The sequence below is a fragment of the Flavobacterium niveum genome (genome assembly GCF_055231775.1).
The window spans coordinates 390306-408766 of sequence record NZ_JBUYSX010000001.1 but is presented as its reverse complement, the minus strand read 5'-3'; the positions used below and the strand labels follow the sequence as shown (position 1 = coordinate 408766).

Below are 18461 nucleotides of genomic sequence, written 5' to 3'. Positions count from 1 at the left end.
TTTTAATTTCTTTGTACAAATCTCGGGAGTATGTTAGTTCCTCACAAGTACGGAGTTACGATTCATATAGGGATAAATTATTCCCCTATTGCAGAGATTGGGATATAGGTTTAACTTTGTAATATGTATGAGAGAAAAACAATACCGAACTTAAATTGCGGCCTTGATTTGATAGGTGAAGTACTTTATGGTAAATGGAAGATACGTTTGCTTTGGTTTATCAATCAGGGACATAAGCGTCCAAGTGAATTGCAGCGTAAAATACCCGATGCTTCGCGGAGGGTTTTAAATATTCAGCTGAAGGAGTTAGAAGAACACCAGCTTGTTTCAAAAGTTATATACCCTGTTGTGCCTCCAAAAGTAGAGTACAGCCTTACAGATTTTGGAAAAACGCTGATTCCGGTAATTTCCGCCATTGGGAATTGGGGAGATGAACATGAAGAACGTTTACGGTCATTAATTTTAAAGCGTTTAGATTAAAATTATGATATAGAAGAAATCAATCATCAATTTACACATTCAGTTTGACCTCTGTCACTCCATAGAAAGACAAATAATGCTATTGATTTCATTTTAAAGTTTTAAAAAAAGACAAAATTGGTATCAGGTATCCGATCGTAGCCACCGGCATTATACTACTACAAGGCTTTATTGTCAGATAAATCTAATTAAATCACAGAAAACCTGCACTTTAGGAAATTGCAGGTTTTTTATTTTACCCTCCTGCACAATCATGACCATAAATAATACCATACTGACCTAATGTATACTGGCAATCTGTGACCGGCACAGAACTAATAGACCATGCTTTGGGTAAAGCCGTATTACAAAGAATATAAAAGCACATATATAAATTTACGAAATACCGTAAAATAAAAATCACACAATAAAATCAATCACTTGATTTACAAAACCTTAAAAACAAGGCCTCATAATAGCATATAGGTATGGCATAACATAAATACCATATCATTATGAAACCATCTAAAAACCTGTTATCACCAGATAACCACACTCTTGTTCTAATCGATTTTGAAGGCCAGATGGCTTTCGCTACCAAAAGCATTTCTATTACAGAACTGCGCACTAACACCGCAATCATTGCCGGGGCTTCAAAAATCTTTAACGTCCCTACAATTGTAACCACCGTTGCAGAAGAAAGCTTTTCCGGCCCTGTATTTCCTGAAGTGGAAGAATTCTATCCACAGGCTACATCGGGCTATATAGATCGCACCACCATGAACAGCTGGGAAGACGAAGCTGCCTACAAAGCCATGAAAGGTACAGGCAAACAAAAAATTGTACTTGCCGGACTGTGGACAAGCGTATGTATTGTAGGCCCCGCGCTATCTGCCCTTGCCGAAGGATACGAGGTATATGCAATTACCGATGCCTGTGGCGATGTAACCGCCGAAGCCCACGAACGCGCCGTACAGCGTATGGTACACGAAGGTGTGAAACCTATTACATCTGTACAATACCTGCTGGAGCTGCAACGCGACTGGGCACGCCAGGAAACCTACGGCCCGGTAACCGACCTTATGAAAAAATACGGTGGCGGATATGGCCTGGGCATACAATATGGCCACAACATGCTAAAACACTAATAATACCACTGCCCTCCTATTTCCCCGAAGCCAAATGATTATGAGAAAGTATTACATTATATCCCTGCTTGTCTTATGCAGCTGCAACCTTGCCGCGCAGCCCTTTAAACTGCTGCGCTATGACGAGGATTACAGCTACCTGAAAGATTCGGCAAGTAGCCTGTACCAAAACTTTAAGTACCTGCCGCTGAATAAAAGCGGTAATGTGTACGCATCATTTGGCGGGGAAGCACGGGCAGAGTATGTGGATTTTAATAATGAGGACTGGGGCAGGCTGAACATAGGCCACAACAACTTCCTGCTGCAACGCTACAGCCTGCATGCCGATGTACACCTGGGGAGCAAAGTAAGGGTGTTTGCTCAATTACGAAGCGCCTTACAGGACGGTCGCAAAAATGGCCCACGCGGCATAGACGAAGACCAACTGAATGTACAGAACCTTTTTGTAGATATTTCCCTTTGGCAAAAGGAACAGCAAAAACTGGTGTTCCGTGGGGGAAGGCAGGAACTTGATTACGGTTCCGGACGGCTTATATCGGTACGCGAAGGGCCAAATGCAAGGTTGTACTTTACCGGTGCCAAAGCCATGTACATAGCACCACGCCTTACTGTCGACGCTTTTGCAATGATGGCCGATACTACCTACACCGGAGTTTTTGATAACAAACCGACCAAACAACTGAACCTGTGGGGCGGTTACGGCAAAATCATTTTTCCGGCGGCAGGCAACCTCGATGTGTACTATATAGGCATACGCCGCGACTATTCGCAATTTGAGGAAGGTACTGCCAAAGAAACCCGCCACACTGTAGGCGGCAGGTTTTGGCGCTACGGAGGTGGATTCATTTACAACCTGGAAGCTGCGTACCAGTTTGGCAGCTTTGGTAATGGCAACATTAATGCCTGGACCGCTTCGGCAGACCTGGGTTATATGTTTGAAAACACGAAGTTCAGGCCTACCATCAACCTGCGTAACGATTACATTTCGGGAGACAGGCGTGCCAGCGATGGCAACCTGCAAACCTTTAACCCCATTTACCCTAAGGGTGGTTACTTTGGCTTCAGCCCACAGATAGGCCCTGTAAACCTCATCGACATACACCCTTATGCTACATTCGACCTGCTGAAAACCCTGCGCTTGCAGCTCGATGCCGTGTACAACTGGCGCTATGCTACCCAGGATGGCGTGTACCGCCCAAGCGGGGCTTTTAACAGGCCGGGGGCTTCATCAGATAAAAGATATATCGGTACAGCCTACCTCGCAGGGCTTACCTACACACTTAACCCGCACACAAGCTTTACAGGAGGCGTACAATATTTTAATACCGGCGCCTTTATAGAAGACATCATCCCTAATGCTAAAGACGGGCTGTTTATAAACGTCCGCATCACCATCAAATTTTAATCAAATCACAATTATGAAGACAATACAACTACTAAAAAGATATGCCCTTGTAACTGCATTTGCACTGGTGTCCGTTACATCATTCGCACAAGGCAAAACAACCGCCATAGGCACCTCAAAAATATGGGGTACCGTAGAGGGCGTTGCAGTCGAAGGCCTTGTACAGGGACCATCGGCAGCAAAATCAGACCTTCAGGTAGCTTGCGTATTTGAATATACCGAAGGCGATATTTTTAACTCACCTCCCGCCCTGCCTGCACAGTTTAACGGCCTAGTACACCTGGACGATGCCATGAAAGGCCAGCTTACCGAATTACGCAAAGCAGGCAAATTTAGCGGCCACGCACTGGAAACCGTATTGCTTACCCCTACCAAAGGTGCACTGGGTGCGCCAAAGCTGCTGCTTATAGGCCTGGGTGACCGTAATAAATTTACCCCGGAGCTGATGATACAGGTAGGGAGTGTTGCTACCCGCGAAGCATTAAACCTTGGCGTAGAGCATTTCTCATTTGCCAGCGACCTCAAAGATGCAGGTATCGATTCGCCAACGGCAAAAGTTGCCGGTTATGTTACCGAAGGCATTTTTGAAGCCTACCGCAGTGAGCTTTGGCTGAAAGAGCGTAAGCTTGCCAACTTTAAACCCCTTAAAAAAATTACCCTGCTGGCTGGACCCGCCTTCTTTGAAGTGGCCGGACAGGGAATTAACGAAGCCATCAATAACCTGAAATAATATCCCTATGAAAGCTGACCTTATACTTTACAACGGAAACATACACAGCCACGTACCCGAAAACAAAGGAGCCACTGCCGTAGCCATAAAAGACGGAAAGTTCATAGCGGTGGGCAGCGACAGCGACATTATGACCTTTAGTGCCGATGCCACGCAAATCATCGACCTTAAGCAGAAGCGCGTTGTGCCGGGCATTAACGATTCGCACATACACCTTATCCGTGGCGGGCTTAACTATAACCTGGAGCTGCGCTGGGATGGTGTACCGTCACTGGCTGATGCCATGCGCATGCTTAAGGAACAGGTAGACATTACCCCTTCGCCACAATGGGTACGCGTGGTGGGCGGCTGGAGCGAATTCCAGTTTGCGGAACGTCGTATGCCTACCCTTGAAGAAATTAATACCATAGCACCCGATACCCCGGTTTTTATATTGCACCTGTATGACAGGGCTTTGCTTAATGCTGCCGCACTCAGGGCTGTAGGCTATACCAAAGATACGCCTGCTCCTCCGGGAAGCCACATAGAACGCGACAGCAAAGGCAATCCTACAGGGATGCTCATAGCCACGCCAAACGCCCTTATACTGTACTCTACGTTGGCAAAAGGCCCTAAACTTTCGTATGAACACCAGGTGAATTCTACACGCCACTATATGAAGGAACTGAACCGTTTCGGTATCACCAGTGTGATAGATGCCGGTGGCGGTTTCCAGAACTTCCCTGATGATTACAAGGTGGTTAACGAACTGAACGAAAAGAAACAACTTACTGTACGCATTGCCTACAACCTGTTTACGCAACGCCCGAAACAGGAATTTGAAGACTTTAGCGACTGGATAGACACCGTAAAGGTATATCAGGGCGACGATATGTACCGCCATAACGGTGCAGGCGAAATGCTTGTGTTCTCGGCTGCTGATTTTGAGGACTTTTTACAGCCAAGGCCGGATTTGCCCGAAAACATGGAAGCCGACCTTGAAAAGGTAGTACGCCTGCTGGTAGAAAACCGTTGGCCGTTCCGCTTGCATGCTACCTACAATGAGAGCATCACCCGCTTCCTGAATGTATTCGAAAAGATAAATCAGGAAATTCCGTTTAACGGGCTACCGTGGATTTTTGACCATGCCGAAACTATAGACGAACGCAACATAGAACGCGTGAAAAAACTGGGCGGAGGCATCGCCATACAAAGCCGCATGGCCTACCAGGGCGAGTATTTCACCGACCGTTACGGAGCTGCCGCAGCAGAAAGCACGCCACCAATCAAAAAAATGCTGGAAATGGAAGTACCCGTAGGTGCAGGATCTGATGCTACACGTGTAAGCAGCTATAACCCTTGGGTGGGCATGTACTGGCTTACAGCAGGTAAAACAGTAGGCGGGCTGCAACTGTACCATGACACAAGGCTGGACCGTGAAACGGCTTTGGAATTGTATACCCGTGGCAGTGCATGGTTCAGCCATGAGCAAACCAAAAAAGGCGACATTAAAGCCGGTATGCTGGCCGACCTTGCCGTACTGGACAGGGATTACTTTACCGTAACTGAAGAAGATGTGAAAAAAGTGGAAGCTGAGCTTACCGTTGTAGACGGCAAGATTGTGTATGCCAAAGGCGATTTTTCGTCGTACTCCCCTCCCACTATCCCTATACTACCCGACTGGTCGCCAACCAATAGTTATAACGGTTATTACAGCGCCGATATACACGGTAAAAAACTGGCAGGTAACACCACGCAGCTTACACCGCACAACCACAATCATGTGGCCAATGCCGTACACAACTGTGCAGGCAGCTGTAGTGTACACGCACACGACCACAACAAGGCAAGGATGAGCAACATCCCTGTAAACAACTATACGGCATTTTGGGGAGCGTTTGGCTGCTCTTGCTTTGCCTTCTAAAACATTCATTATTATATGGAACTCATCAAAACCATTTTATATTCAGATGCGGGCAGCCCGTTTAACAACGCTGCGCTGCTCGTATTCAGAGTATTGCTTGCACTGGAACTGTTCAGGGTACACGGCATGAAAAAATTCAGGATAGAAAACGGAGAGCGCGAACACGTACCAAATCCCTTACATCTTCCCGAAAAACTAAACGCGTTGGTAGCCACTTTTTCTGATACTGTGGTGCCGTTCCTCATCATAGCAGGTGTTGGTACACGGCTTGCTGTTTTGCCAACCATTGGCGTAACTGCTATCGGTTACTTTGTAGTGCACCGCCACGATTCGGTTGAAGTACGCGATGTACCGTATATGTATACGCTATCTCTGCTGTTCCTGCTGGCATTGGGTGCCGGAACGTACTCGCTGGATCATTACATTTTAAATCTTATTAATCTGGGGTAATGGTTAACACCACAGGTCTCAAAAAATATCAAACTAAAAAACAACAATATCATGGAACCGAAAATTGGCATCAAAGAAACACACCTTGCCGAAGTAGCACAATCACTTAGCATACTGCTGGCAGACGAAACCGTGTTGTATACCAAAACCCGCAACGCCCACTGGAATGTGGAAGGCAATGACTTTTACAACAAGCACCTGTTCTTTGAGCAACAGTACAATGAGTTGGCCGAAATCATAGACAGTGTTGCCGAACGTATACGTACCCTGGGCCACTACGCCCCCGCCACACTTAAGGAATACCTGGAGCTAACGCACCTTACCGAAACCAAAAGCCAGGATAACAACAGCATCGGGTTTATTAAGGAGCTGCTTATAGACCACGAAAGTGTACTGATACGCCTGCGCGAAAATATAGACCGCTTTGCGTCGGAGTTTAAGGATTACGGTACGAGCGATTTCATTACCGGGCTTATGGAAACCCACGAAAAAATGGCCTGGATGCTGCGTGCCCACCTAAAATAAGCCTTATGGAGCAAAAAAACATAAACACCATTACCCTGGTACTGGCTTTAGTGGCAGGGTATTGTGACACGGTTACATTTGTGGCCGCAAAAAATATATTTTCGGCGCACGTTACGGGCAACTTCATAGTGTTTGCCTACCAGCTTGTAATCGACGCCGATATTGATGCATGGATAAAATTGATTACCTTTCCGGTATTTATTGCCGCAGTTATGGCGGGCGGATGGCTCTCTAAAAAAACAGGGCAAACCAACCTACTTTTAACGGAAGCCTTGTTGCTTATAGCAGCAGGTGCAGTGGCTTTTGCATTACACCTACAAAACCAGGACAGCGTGGTTATGTACACTGTTGTATTGATAATTGTATTTGCTATGGGGCTGCAAAATGCTTTTGGCAAGCTATATAATAAGGCTACTCACGGCCCCACCACCATGATGACGGGCAATGTTACCCAGGCTTCGCTGGACCTGAGGGGTATTCTGGTAAACAGCAACAAAACCGAAGCTATCGCAAGCCTAAAAAAGCAATCGGTTACCATTTTTGGGTTCCTTGGCGGGTGTTTCGCAGGCGGATTTTTAGGGCGCGAGTTTGGCCTGGCATCGGTGTTACCGGCCGGGATATGCATGGTTATTTGCTATGCCCTATCTAAGAAACAAGATTAATTGAACGATTATATGAAGTTTTACATCCTGCTTGCCACGGTGTTTTTTACAGTAACAGCCTTTTGCCAAACGGTTGGCGAAGATGAATTTGCCCGCATAAAGCAGGAGGCTGACTCGTACAGGTCAATGGCTGTGGACGCGTCGTATGATGATATACCTAAAAAAGCAGGTTATTTTATAAAAGCTGCTACACTATACAAAAAAGCAGGGGCTTATAATGATGAAGCCGACACATGGACTGAAGTATCCATACTCTACAACAGCATAGATGATCCTGATACTTCTATAAAATATGCTGAGGAAGCTATTAAGGTTAAAAAAAGGCACAACAACCCCGACCTGTGTAAAGAGTACGCCATGCTGGGGTTAAACTACAGGGTACAGGGCAAATACCAGGATGCACTTTCTTATGCGCTGGCAGCCGAAAAAATGAGCGAAAAGAGCAATATAGATAAACAAATGCTTAGCATTATTTATGACCTTATCGGAACAATTTACTCTGAACTGAAATACTATGACCAGTCTGTAGCGTATTATAAAAAGGCTATTGATGTGTCTAAGGAAATAAATGACCTCGAAGGGGTTAACTCAATTACGATAAATACTGCCAGAGGACTGCTGAGGAGGAATAAAGTTAAAGAAGCCCTGGAAATGCTTGACAGCGGTGCCAAATACTATCATGGCGAAAATTGGGACATAGAATATTCTGAAATGTATATACTTGTATACTGCAGGCTTAAAAAATACAATAAAGCCCGTCCGTATTATGAGCGTTTGCTTAAATACAGTGAACACATTGGTAAATATAAAAACCACATCAGGGAGGAAAAAATGTATTATGCCATGGCACGTTACCTACTGTATACGGGGCAGGCAGATAAAACCTATGTTTACATAAACCGCTTAAAGGAACTTGCAAAGATCAGTAACGACCTTTACAACCTTGCCGAACTTGAAGAAACGCATTTTCAGTCGGATTCAGCCACAGGAAATTATCTTGGGGCTATTCAGCATTTAAAGGCGTATAAAGAGTTGAACGACTCGCTGTTTAATATGAACAGTACGAAACAGTTTGCCGACCTGCAACTGAAATATGAATCTGTAAAGAAAGACAAAAACATAAAGCTACTGGAAAAGCAAAGCGAGTTGCAAAACGAGCGTATTAATAACGAAATTATCATCCGTTATGTGTTCATAGCCAGCCTTGTAATTTTGTTTATTATCCTTGGGCTGCTGTACAGCAGGTATTGCTCAAAACAACGGAACAACCGTATACTTGAGGCCAAACAGGAGGAAATTAACCGTAAAAACACTGCGTTACAGCACCTTGTGGAAGAAAAGGAATGGCTGCTGAAGGAAATTCACCACAGGGTAAAGAACAACCTGCAAATTGTGATAAGCCTGCTGAATACACAAAGCGCTTACCTGGAAAATGAAGATGCCCTACTGGCTATACAAAACAGCCAGCACCGCATGCAGGCCATGTCGCTCATCCACCAGAAGCTGTACCAGACCGAAAACCTGGCAACGATAGATATGTCGTGGTATATTTTCGAATTGGTGAACTACCTTAAAGAGAGTTTTGACCACGACCGAAAAATAAAATTTAAGCTTGATACCGAGCGTGTCGACCTTGATGTGGCACAGGCCGTGCCGCTGGGGCTTATACTTAACGAGGCCATAAGCAATGCCATAAAATATGCCTTCCCCGGCAGGGAAAAAGGTAAAGTTAGCGTTTCGCTAAAAAGCCTTGGCAACGAAAACTACCGCCTCATTATAGCAGATGACGGTATAGGCGTACCCGAGGGATTTGAAGACCAGGAACGCGAATCGCTGGGGATGAACCTGATGATGGGGCTTACCGGCCAGCTCGACGGCGAATTTAAACTTGAAAACAACAACGGCCTTGCCGTAATAATAACCTTTACACGAAAACAACAACTGCCTGATACCGCAGCATAACTGAAGCATTATTTACGCAAAATGAAAGAGAAGATATTAATAGTAGAGGATGAATTTATTGTAGCTAACGACCTTAAGATTATGCTTACACGGGCCGGCTACCAGGTTACGGGTATTGCCGCCAGCGTGGTGCAGGCACGTAAACTTATAGCCGATAAAAAGCCCGACTGGGTACTGCTGGATATTATGCTGAAAGGCGACCTTACCGGCATAGACCTGGCGCGGGAACTTATAGAACAGCAACTGCCGTTCCTGTATATTTCTGCGAATACGAACCAAAGTACGCTGGAGGCGGTTAAGGAAACACAGCCCTACGGTTTTATGGTAAAGCCCTTCAGGGAAAAGGATTTGTTGGTAATGCTGGACATAGCCCGCTACCGTTACGGCATAGAAAAAGGCATTTCGGGTAAGGAAGCAACCTCAAAAAGCATAGATGGCATTGTAGGCCAAAGCCCTAAGCTCCAAAGCGTATTGGACAAGATAAAAATTGTAGCCCCCACAGATACTTCGGTACTGATACTGGGCGAAAGCGGTACGGGTAAAGAGCGTATAGCCCATGCTCTGCACGAGCTTTCGCAATATAAAGATAATGCTTTTGTTACGGTGAACTGCGCCGCCCTGCCCGAATCGCTTGTAGAATCGGAACTGTTCGGTTACGAGCGTGGGGCATTTACGGGAGCCAATTCCGCCCGCGCAGGTAAGTTTGAACAAGCGCATAACGGCACTATTTTCCTTGATGAAATAGGCGAACTGCCCCTAGATGCACAGGTTAAGCTGCTGCGTGTACTACAGGAAAAAGAAGTGGAACGCATAGGCGGCAATGGTACTATTAAAATAAACGTACGTGTTATTGCCGCTACTAACCGTACACTGGAAAAAGAAGTAGCCGAAGGGCGTTTCAGGCTCGACCTGTATTACAGGCTTAATGTATTCCCTGTAGAATTGCCGCCACTCCGCGAGCGTAAGGAAGACATAGAACCACTGGCCTACCACTTCCTTAAAAAATATGCCGCAAAAGCACGCAGGGAAGTCGTGGGCATTTCCCCGGCAGCGCTAAGCCAACTGAACCAATACAACTGGCCAGGTAACATCCGCGAGCTGGAGCACCTTATAGAACGCAATGTATTGCTGGCACAGGGCAGCTGTATCGAGCGGTTTGACATGCCGGTAGTGATTCCAACAGGGCAGGCTGTAACAGTGCAAAATGTTACCAACGGCACGCTGCGTTCTATGGAAGATATGGAGCGTGAACACATTATGGAGGCACTAAAACAGTGCGGCGGCAAGGTATTTGGCCCCGGTGGTGCAGCAGAAATCCTTAAAATGCCCCCTACAAGCCTGTATGCCAAAATGAAAAAACTGGGTATACAACAGGAATATTACTAACCAATTTTTAAATCACTACAATGGAAAAGGAAACCGCAAGGATAGAAGGCTTTAGCGATGCCGTGTTTGCCATAGCCATAACGCTGTTGGTATTAGATCTCCACATACCCGAAAAAGGCCAGCTGGCAAACGCAGCTACGATTGCAACCTTCCTTGAGGAGCAATGGCCTGCCTACCTGGCATTTGCGGTATCTTTCTTCAGTATCTATATCATGTGGGTAAACCACCACAAAATTTTCAAGCAGATTTACAGCCGCAATACCGCCATTACTTTTATAAACGGGCTGATATTATTCTTTGCCTCGGCGGTATCTTACCCTACGGGATTGTTGGCACGTTTTTTTAATACACCATCGGCTAATGTGGTGGTGGCTATTTACACCGGGCTTTTCATCCTTATCAACCTGTCATACTTACTGTTGTGGTATGTAGCCGGTAAAGACAAAAGCCTGCTGCGCCCGGGTATTAGCAATATCGCCATCAGGAAAATCACACTGAACTACGTTTATGGCCTGCCTGTTTATGTAGTGGCATTTGCATTGTCATTCAGTTACCCGGTTGTAGCATTGGTTATGTGTGTCTGCCTGTGGGTATACTGGGCGTTATCGTCGGGCAAGCTTGAAAAAGCCGGAATCCAGACAGTATAATTCACACCAATAATTTATGTAATTTGTAGCGAAATTTTACGAAATTCGCGTATAATCCCTTAACCGATGCAGCACAAAAAGCCCGATACCGATGCCATAGTAAAAGCCATGCAGGAAAGGGAAAGGGCGCAGTTGCTGCAACTTTCGTTATGCACAGCCTTATCACAGGCTACTGACACTAATGCCCTATCTACCGTAGTACAAAAGCTTAAAGAACAGATTGATTTTGATGCCTTTGTAATTTGCACTACGGATGCCGATGAAAAAGAATACACCGTTTTTTTTCATGATAACCCAAAATCGTTATCAGGATTAAAAGGCATACAGCATAAAGTAAGCGACGGTTTTTTCGGTAAAGCACAGCAATCCGCCGAACCGGTTACATTCAGCCTTACTGCCGCTGACACAAAAAACCTCCCTGTTTTTATGGAACGTGAAAGGCAATTTGCCATGCGCGAAGCTGTAGCCTTGCCGCTGCATTACCACAAAAACAACCCTTCGGTACTGTTCCTTTTTTACAAAAAGCCAAAAGGGTTTACCCCCGAGGCAAACAGGCTGCTGCGCGGGCTAAACATGCAGTTGGCACTGACGGTTTCTAACATACTGGTTACAGAAAAAATAGCACAATATGGTAGCGCCATAACACCCCTGCCCCAACCCTCAATCTCAGCCCCGGAAGAAATAACAGTTGGCTATTCGGGTATTATAGGCCAAAGCAGGGTGATGCTAAGTGTTATTGAACTCGTTAAGCAGGTAGCCCCTTCAGACTCGGGGGTGTTGCTACTTGGCGAAAGCGGTACCGGTAAAGAGGTTATTGCTGCGGCTATCCATAAAAATTCGGAGCGCAGCAGCAGGGAAATGATACGCGTCAACTGTGCCGCCATACCTGCCAACCTAATAGAAAGCGAACTGTTTGGGCATGAAAAAGGCAGTTTTACCGGGGCTGTACAGCGTAGGCTCGGTAAATTTGAGCAGGCTGACAACAGCACACTTTTCCTTGACGAAATTGGCGAATTGCCTTTAGCTTTGCAAACAAAGCTGTTACGCGTATTACAGGAAAGCGAATTTGAACGCATCGGCGGCAATAAAACCATTAAGGTAAATGTACGTATTGTTGCAGCGACCAACTTGAATCTTGTCCGGGAAGTAGCGGAAGGGCGCTTCCGTGCCGATTTGTTTTACAGGCTGAATATCTTCCCTATACTATTACCTGCATTACGTGAGCGTACTGAGGACATACCCGAGCTTGCACAGTATTTTGTGGATATATACTGCAAAGAGCAACACAAAAAGAAACCCGCCCTATCGGCGAAAGCCTTACAATGCATGGCGGTATATCCATGGCCGGGCAATGTGCGTGAGTTAAAACACACCATAGAACGCGCCGTACTACTGGCCGGTAAAAGCATAACCGAAGAACACCTGCCGGGCCTTAAAACAAGTGGAAATTTATTTGGGAATAATAAAATTAAAACCCTTGAACAGGTTGAAAAAGAACACATACTTAGTGTAATAAGGCAATGTAACGGACGTATATCGGGTACGTATGGCGCAGCAGCTTTACTGGGACTGCCTGCCACAACGCTGGTTTCTAAAATGCAGAAACTGGGCATCAAAAAAGACTTTAAAAGCAGGGGCTTGTAAAACACCGCTGTAAAATTCACGGTATATCATGATTTTTTGTTTTTAGTCATTTCACAAACAACTGAAAACAAACACTTTAAAAACAAGGCTTGCTTATTGGCTTATAGTTCATAAATCTAATTAAAATCAAAAATTTATGAGCACATCTACCATTTTCCCGCAGGTTGCAATCGCTCCTGTTATTACCAAAACAAAATTCACCATCAAAATTGTTGTTGCACTGTTACTGTTTGCTACCCTCACATCGTGCAACACCAAAGAAAATGAAGCCTCTGTAACCATCTCTACCAAAGCTGATAACGCTAGCGCAAGGGCTGAGTATATAGACGTAGAACCCAATGTAAGGCTGCACATTACCGATATGGGCGACGGCCCTGTTGTAGTACTGATACACGGCTACCCGCTTAGCGATGCATCTTGGGAATACCAGTACCACGACCTCGTAAAAGCCGGTTACCGTGTTATAGGCATTACCCTGCGTGGCTTCGGGCAGTCAGACAAGCCTTATGGCAAGTACAATTACGACCAGTTTGCCGCCGATATAAAAGCGGTTTTGGATCAGCTTGATATTAAAGATGCTACCCTTGGCGGGCACTCTATGGGCGGTGCCATTGCTCTGCACTATGTTGCCAAATATAACAGCGCCCACGTAAGCAAGTTGGCCCTGTTTGCCGCTGCTGCCCCATGCCACACCAAAAAGCCTGACTATCCTTACCCTTTATTTACAAAAGAGCAGATAACCAGTTGGGTAGAACTAAATAACACTAACAGGCCTGCGCTGCTCGCTGCGGTGGGCGAACAATTTACGCTAACCCCTACATCAGTTCCTGCAGGTATAGGCGCATGGCTGGGCAATATTGAGCTACAATCTTCTGCATACGCTATGGAACAGGCGCTTATAGCACTGCGTGACGAAGACCTTAGGGGTGACCTGCCTAAAATAAAAGTACCTACCCTGATATTCAATGCCCGCCAGGATAAGATAGTAGCCTATGAGCTGGCTGAGCAAATGCACAAAGCCATAGCCGGTTCTGTACTTGTACCTTTTGAAAACAGCGGCCATGCACTTTTTATAGAGGAAAAAGACAAGTTTAACCAGGAGTTTATCAAGTTCCTTAAACAATAATTATAACAATCCCCTGCCAGTAAGTATTGGCAGGGGATTTATTAAAAACCATATTTATTATGCAAAATATTCAACCATCTTTTGATACGGTTACACAGGCACTAAGCTGGCTTGGCACACAGGGATTTACACACGATTTTAACCTTGATAACGATTGTATCAGGTTTAACAGCGGGAAAGAATCCATGTCGCCCGACGATTTTAATATTGAATACTTTTTCAGGTTTGAAGGCGATACCGACCCGGGCGATGAAAACATAGTATACGCCATAAAATCTGACACTTATGGCATTAAGGGCGTTATGATAAATGCCTTTGGCACCTATGCCGACCCTATTTCTACCGAAATGCTGAAAAAGCTATCAGTACATTAATACCGATAATAAACATTTACAAAGTTTCAAACGATAACAACATCGTTAATTAAAACACTACAGTTGTAGAAAAGTATATAAAAAACCTGTCCGTATTTTTACGGACAGGCCTGTGTGTAAAAAATACTAACTTAATTTTAATGTTTCAAAGGCACTTCATTTTTTAATTTATAAATAGGTTCTTGATTCCTTATTCTTAGATAATCACCGGATTATTTTGACTCCGGTAACCAAACCTTCATTTCGTTCACACCACGGTTGCTCCAGCTATAGTACGGTATGGCAGTAAAGGTTTTACCCTTTGTTTTTCCTTCTATGGTGTAAATACCTTTCAGCAATTCCGGCCTTTTCTTTACCGTAAAAGTAGTTTTGGCATCTACCTTTATGCCCTGTATATCTGCATTATCAGCAGCTTCTACAGTATATACTAATGGGCCACGCTCTAAAGAAACCTTGCCACGGTCGTCTGTTATCTTGTCGCTGGCTTCCACTTCGCGTACTTCCATCGGGAAGTTTAGCGTTACCACATCACCTTTCTTCCAGTTGCGGGTTACGGTGTAGTACCCCTCCTCTATCTTAATGTTTTGTTTCTTGCCATTAATCTGTAACTCAGGGGTACCTTTCAGCTTGTTTGTATAGCTATACAGACCGCCCGGCATTACCTTATTCCTTGCCCAGCCCGGTACGCGGAATTTTACCGTAAACGTACCTTCCTTCTCAGGATTAAAAGCTACTTTAACACTACCATCCCAAGGGTAAGACGTTTCCTGGCTTACCTGTAGTTTGTTTGATGCCAATGCTACATCGGCGGTATTGCCCATATACAGGTTTACGTAAAGTACATCATCCTTCTGGGCATAAATAAGGCCAGGTATGGCAGGGATAAAACGTATCAGGTTAGTCGGGCAGCAAGAGCAGTCAAACCACGCCGAACGCGTACACGCCCCACGGTTAAACAGGTACTTACCGTCACTTTCCAATGCATTAGGGTAAAAGAACTCAGTCCCTTTTAATGAAATCCCCGAAATCAACCCGTTATACATGGTACGTTCCAGTACATCGGTATACTTTACATCCCCGGTAAGGTTAAATAACCTGTTGTTCCAGTATACAGAACCAATAGCGGCACAGGTTTCATTATAAGCTGTAAGGTTTGGAAGTTCGTAATTGTCACCAAAAGCTTCACCATCGTGGCGTGCACCAATGCCTCCTGTTATGTAAGTTTTCTTTTCTACCATGTTGTCCCATATTTTATCTATGGCGGCACGGTAGGCAGCATCGTTATAAATGGCCGCAATATCGGTCATGCCTGCATACAGGTACACGGCACGTACGGCATGGCCAACAGCCTCATCTTGCTGGGTTACCGGTACGTGGTCTTGCGCATAAGCGCCATATTGTTCTTTTTTGTTTGGGTCGCCCCTGTGGTCCAGGTAAAACTTGGCCAGCTTCAGGTACTCTTCCTTACCGGTTATCTGGTACAGTTTTACCAGTCCTGTTTCTATAATTTCATGCCCAGGTACTGCAAGTATCTGCCCCGGCTTGTCGCCAAAGGTTTTTACAAACAGGTCGGCATTCTTCAGTGCTATATCTAAAAAGTTGCGCTTGCCCGTAGCCCAGTAGTGTACTGCGGCAGCTTCATACATGTGGCCGGCGTTGTATTCTTCATGGCTCATGTTCATGTACTCCCAACGTACGCCTTTTTCTACCTTAACCCACGGCGCAGGCGGCTTTGCCGGGTTTATGGTACGCCAGGTGGTAAGGTAACCGTCTTTCTCCTGGCCTATTTTTATAATTGCAATAAGCGAATCCAGCAATACTTCCAGTTTTTCATCGGGTGAACTGATTAGTGAGTTTGATGCGCCTTCAATGATTTTGTATACATCGCTGTCGTCAAAAGGCATCTGTCCTCGTACTTCACCTTTTTTTACGCCCCCGGCAATAAGAAAGTTTTCAAAACGGCCTTCTTCACTACACTTTTGTATAGCGTATTCTATAGTTTTTTCCTGCACCCTTTTAATAATAGGGAGCCAGAAATTATCGGTTACTTTTACATGGCTTATGGGCACCGCCTGTATAGGATAACCAATGGCTTTTTGTGATGCTTCGTTTTGTGCAGTTTCGTTTTTTACCTGTGCATACCCCGTGGCAGCAGCTGCCATGAGTAGTGCCAGGCTTAATCTTTTAAGTTGTTTCATTATAAATTGTTATCTCTTTTGCTATTAATTGCCCTTAACCAGTGTAAGGTTCCCAAAAATACTACACAAACAGGTAATGATGTATAAAATTATCGTCTACAGCAGCACCTGCCCATTAGGTGCCGCCATAAACGATAAAAACCTCAAATAATCCTAAACACCCTTTGATTACGGTTGCACGGTTGCAGCCGTAAAATATATTTTAATACCCTATATTTTGGGTTAAGTTGCCGTTAGTAAGCAATGCTGCTGTAGGTATAGGATATACCGTCCTGTAAGCAGCGCTTGCCGAGTGCGAAAACCACGACTTGGTAGTAAAGGCCCCAAAACGTATCATGTCCTGCCTGCGGCGGCCCTCCTGATTAAACTCCCATGCAAGCTCATCAAGGAAACGGCCATATTGTATATTGGCACCGCCTTCGTGCGTAGTTGCGTTAACATCCCTAAGGCCGTAGTCATAAGAACTGCCTCCCTGTAGTTGCGCACCTGTAACCACTGCAAGTGAAGGATTAGATGCAAATGCCCTTTGCCTTACCTGTGTTACTATAGTAGCAGCTGCATCGGCCTGGCCGGTACGCAGTAGGCATTCGGCCTTCATCATCAATACATCTGCATAGCGGAACAGCGGGAAATCATTACTAAGTACATTGGTACTGCCTTTGGCAATTTCAAACTTACCAAAACGGTAACCGTGTATTTCTTCTGAGGCATCTACACTTGGTACTTCGTTTATGTAACTAAGCGGTTGGCCATTATAAGCCCCCATAGTACAGTTTAGCGGTTGTCCGCCACTATTGTATTGCGGGCCATAGATAAAGTTTTCGGTAAGCCTGCTGTCATTAGGATCAAACGTTTCTATAAACTGCGGTATGGCACACATGCCGCCCCAAGGGGTATCCGTAAGGTTATAGGTAGCCTGGTTAGCCGGCTGCAGGGTTTGCAGGTGTATATCAAACTGGTTCCATTCCCTTGTATACTGGGCATCTATGGCAAGACCAAAGATAATTTCAGATGAATTTTCATTTTCTGTGGCAAATACGTTCTTTTGGTTAGCCTCAAGCTGGTACTGCCCAAAATTTATAACCTCCTGGCAGGCTGCCTGGCATTCTGCCCAGCGGGCAGTACCAGTATATACTTCAGCATTAAGGTATATCTTGGCAAGCAGTGTGTAAGCAGCCCATTTGTTAAACCTGCCATAATACGCGCCCCCTTTAGTCTCATCAAGCAAACTAATGTTCTCAGTAATTTCGCTTACTACAAAATTGTACAGCTCAGTGCGTGAAGCTTCGGGAGGCAGGAAACCTTCCGGCACATCAAATTGTGTGCTTAGCGCTCCCTTACCATACATATCAATAATTACATAGTAATAAGAGGCTCTTAGCACCTTCAACTCGGCAATGGTTTTAGCTGCCGATGCCTCATCCATAGGTATAAAACCGGTTTCTATCTGGTACATCAGCTGGTTACATATAGATATACCTTTATAGGTACGGTTCCAACCTTGTAGTACATTATCTTCCTGTACAAACCAGTTGTGCTGGTGTATACGCTTGTATATACCACCGTCTACCCATCCGTTCGGCCTGCCCGGTATTACAATTTCATCTGCCGATACTTCCTGGCTGCGCCATACGCCATTCCACAACAATAGTGTTTCCCTCCATGGGGTATAAGCCGAACCCAATAGCGCAGCTACGTCATCGCTTGTAGGATGGAATTCTTCTGTAATAAAGGTGTTATAGTTCCTGTTTTCAAGCTCTGTACAGCCCGAAAGCGAAAGGGCTAAAGCCAGGATAATACCCTTACTTATATTTCTTTGGATTTTATATTTTTTCATTGTTC

16 protein-coding genes are annotated in these 18461 nt (G+C 45.1%); 14 read left to right on the top strand and 2 right to left on the bottom strand.

The genetic code is table 11. The annotated features are described in order from the left end of the window. The first annotated feature begins 123 nt into the window (after window positions 1–123). The 14 genes from ACZIX4_RS01735 to ACZIX4_RS01670 all read left to right on the top strand — a co-directional run bounded on the left by ACZIX4_RS01735 (window position 124) and on the right by ACZIX4_RS01670 (window position 14421). Complete coding sequence (locus ACZIX4_RS01735; RefSeq protein WP_463333892.1) at window positions 124–480, top strand: winged helix-turn-helix transcriptional regulator; 357 nt, start codon at window positions 124–126, stop codon at window positions 478–480. Window positions 481–974: 494 nt separating this feature from the next. Next, the gene (locus ACZIX4_RS01730; protein WP_463333891.1) at window positions 975–1607 is read left to right on the top strand and encodes a hydrolase; all 633 of its coding nucleotides are present in this window, start codon (window positions 975–977) and stop codon (window positions 1605–1607) included. A gap of 40 nt (window positions 1608–1647) precedes the next feature. Continuing rightward, window positions 1648–3012, top strand: coding sequence for an alginate export family protein (locus tag ACZIX4_RS01725; protein WP_463333890.1), 1365 nt, complete (start codon window positions 1648–1650; stop codon window positions 3010–3012). 13 nt (window positions 3013–3025) lie between these two features. Continuing rightward, the gene (locus tag ACZIX4_RS01720) at window positions 3026–3742 is read left to right on the top strand and encodes a M17 family peptidase N-terminal domain-containing protein (protein ID WP_463333889.1); all 717 of its coding nucleotides are present in this window, start codon (window positions 3026–3028) and stop codon (window positions 3740–3742) included. Between the two features lie 7 nt (window positions 3743–3749). Further along, entirely contained in the window at window positions 3750–5645 is a 1896-nt protein-coding gene (locus ACZIX4_RS01715) for an amidohydrolase (protein ID WP_463333888.1), read from the top strand. 15 nt (window positions 5646–5660) lie between these two features. Next, window positions 5661–6095, top strand: coding sequence for a DoxX family protein (locus ACZIX4_RS01710; protein WP_463333887.1), 435 nt, complete (start codon window positions 5661–5663; stop codon window positions 6093–6095). A 51-nt stretch (window positions 6096–6146) separates the two neighbouring features. Beyond that, the gene (locus tag ACZIX4_RS01705) at window positions 6147–6620 is read left to right on the top strand and encodes a Dps family protein (RefSeq protein WP_463333886.1); all 474 of its coding nucleotides are present in this window, start codon (window positions 6147–6149) and stop codon (window positions 6618–6620) included. Between the two features lie 5 nt (window positions 6621–6625). Further along, entirely contained in the window at window positions 6626–7282 is a 657-nt protein-coding gene (locus tag ACZIX4_RS01700) for a YoaK family protein (RefSeq protein ID WP_463333885.1), read from the top strand. Between the two features lie 12 nt (window positions 7283–7294). Then, entirely contained in the window at window positions 7295–9244 is a 1950-nt protein-coding gene (locus tag ACZIX4_RS01695; protein WP_463333884.1) for a tetratricopeptide repeat-containing sensor histidine kinase, read from the top strand. 21 nt (window positions 9245–9265) lie between these two features. Then, on the top strand, window positions 9266–10630 hold the full coding sequence (locus ACZIX4_RS01690; protein ID WP_463333883.1) for a sigma-54-dependent transcriptional regulator: 1365 nt from the start codon (window positions 9266–9268) through the stop codon (window positions 10628–10630). Window positions 10631–10650: 20 nt separating this feature from the next. Next, a complete protein-coding gene (locus tag ACZIX4_RS01685) occupies window positions 10651–11277 on the top strand; it encodes a TMEM175 family protein (RefSeq protein ID WP_463333882.1) in 627 nt (208 codons plus the stop codon). Window positions 11278–11343: 66 nt separating this feature from the next. Further along, window positions 11344–12921, top strand: a complete 1578-nt coding sequence (locus ACZIX4_RS01680; RefSeq protein WP_463333881.1) for a sigma-54-dependent Fis family transcriptional regulator — start codon at window positions 11344–11346, stop codon at window positions 12919–12921. Between the two features lie 136 nt (window positions 12922–13057). Further along, the gene (locus ACZIX4_RS01675; protein WP_463333880.1) at window positions 13058–14047 is read left to right on the top strand and encodes an alpha/beta fold hydrolase; all 990 of its coding nucleotides are present in this window, start codon (window positions 13058–13060) and stop codon (window positions 14045–14047) included. 59 nt (window positions 14048–14106) lie between these two features. Further along, on the top strand, window positions 14107–14421 hold the full coding sequence (locus tag ACZIX4_RS01670; RefSeq protein WP_463333879.1) for a phosphoribosylpyrophosphate synthetase: 315 nt from the start codon (window positions 14107–14109) through the stop codon (window positions 14419–14421). A 212-nt stretch (window positions 14422–14633) separates the two neighbouring features. On the opposite strand, the gene ACZIX4_RS01665 is transcribed toward ACZIX4_RS01670, so the two are convergent. Both ACZIX4_RS01665 and ACZIX4_RS01660 read right to left on the bottom strand, forming a co-directional pair. Continuing rightward, window positions 14634–16619: a glycoside hydrolase family 127 protein gene (locus tag ACZIX4_RS01665; protein WP_463333878.1), complete on the bottom strand. Its 1986-nt coding sequence runs from the start codon at window positions 16617–16619 to the stop codon at window positions 14634–14636. 202 nt (window positions 16620–16821) lie between these two features. Next, entirely contained in the window at window positions 16822–18456 is a 1635-nt protein-coding gene (locus tag ACZIX4_RS01660) for a RagB/SusD family nutrient uptake outer membrane protein (protein ID WP_463333877.1), read from the bottom strand. Window positions 18457–18461: the final 5 nt, after the last annotated feature.

Bases quoted from the DNA above. Each gene is read 5' to 3' on its own strand.
- ACZIX4_RS01735 (WP_463333892.1), top strand. From the start codon at position 124: ATGTATGAGAGAAAAACAATACCGAACTTAAATTGCGGCCTTGATTTG.
- ACZIX4_RS01730 (WP_463333891.1), top strand. From the start codon at position 975: ATGAAACCATCTAAAAACCTGTTATCACCAGATAACCACACTCTTGTT.
- ACZIX4_RS01725 (WP_463333890.1), top strand. From the start codon at position 1,648: ATGAGAAAGTATTACATTATATCCCTGCTTGTCTTATGCAGCTGCAAC.
- ACZIX4_RS01720 (WP_463333889.1), top strand. From the start codon at position 3,026: ATGAAGACAATACAACTACTAAAAAGATATGCCCTTGTAACTGCATTT.
- ACZIX4_RS01715 (WP_463333888.1), top strand. From the start codon at position 3,750: ATGAAAGCTGACCTTATACTTTACAACGGAAACATACACAGCCACGTA.
- ACZIX4_RS01710 (WP_463333887.1), top strand. From the start codon at position 5,661: ATGGAACTCATCAAAACCATTTTATATTCAGATGCGGGCAGCCCGTTT.
- ACZIX4_RS01705 (WP_463333886.1), top strand. From the start codon at position 6,147: ATGGAACCGAAAATTGGCATCAAAGAAACACACCTTGCCGAAGTAGCA.
- ACZIX4_RS01700 (WP_463333885.1), top strand. From the start codon at position 6,626: ATGGAGCAAAAAAACATAAACACCATTACCCTGGTACTGGCTTTAGTG.
- ACZIX4_RS01695 (WP_463333884.1), top strand. From the start codon at position 7,295: ATGAAGTTTTACATCCTGCTTGCCACGGTGTTTTTTACAGTAACAGCC.
- ACZIX4_RS01690 (WP_463333883.1), top strand. From the start codon at position 9,266: ATGAAAGAGAAGATATTAATAGTAGAGGATGAATTTATTGTAGCTAAC.
- ACZIX4_RS01685 (WP_463333882.1), top strand. From the start codon at position 10,651: ATGGAAAAGGAAACCGCAAGGATAGAAGGCTTTAGCGATGCCGTGTTT.
- ACZIX4_RS01680 (WP_463333881.1), top strand. From the start codon at position 11,344: ATGCAGCACAAAAAGCCCGATACCGATGCCATAGTAAAAGCCATGCAG.
- ACZIX4_RS01675 (WP_463333880.1), top strand. From the start codon at position 13,058: ATGAGCACATCTACCATTTTCCCGCAGGTTGCAATCGCTCCTGTTATT.
- ACZIX4_RS01670 (WP_463333879.1), top strand. From the start codon at position 14,107: ATGCAAAATATTCAACCATCTTTTGATACGGTTACACAGGCACTAAGC.
- ACZIX4_RS01665 (WP_463333878.1), bottom strand. From the start codon at position 16,619: ATGAAACAACTTAAAAGATTAAGCCTGGCACTACTCATGGCAGCTGCT.
- ACZIX4_RS01660 (WP_463333877.1), bottom strand. From the start codon at position 18,456: ATGAAAAAATATAAAATCCAAAGAAATATAAGTAAGGGTATTATCCTG.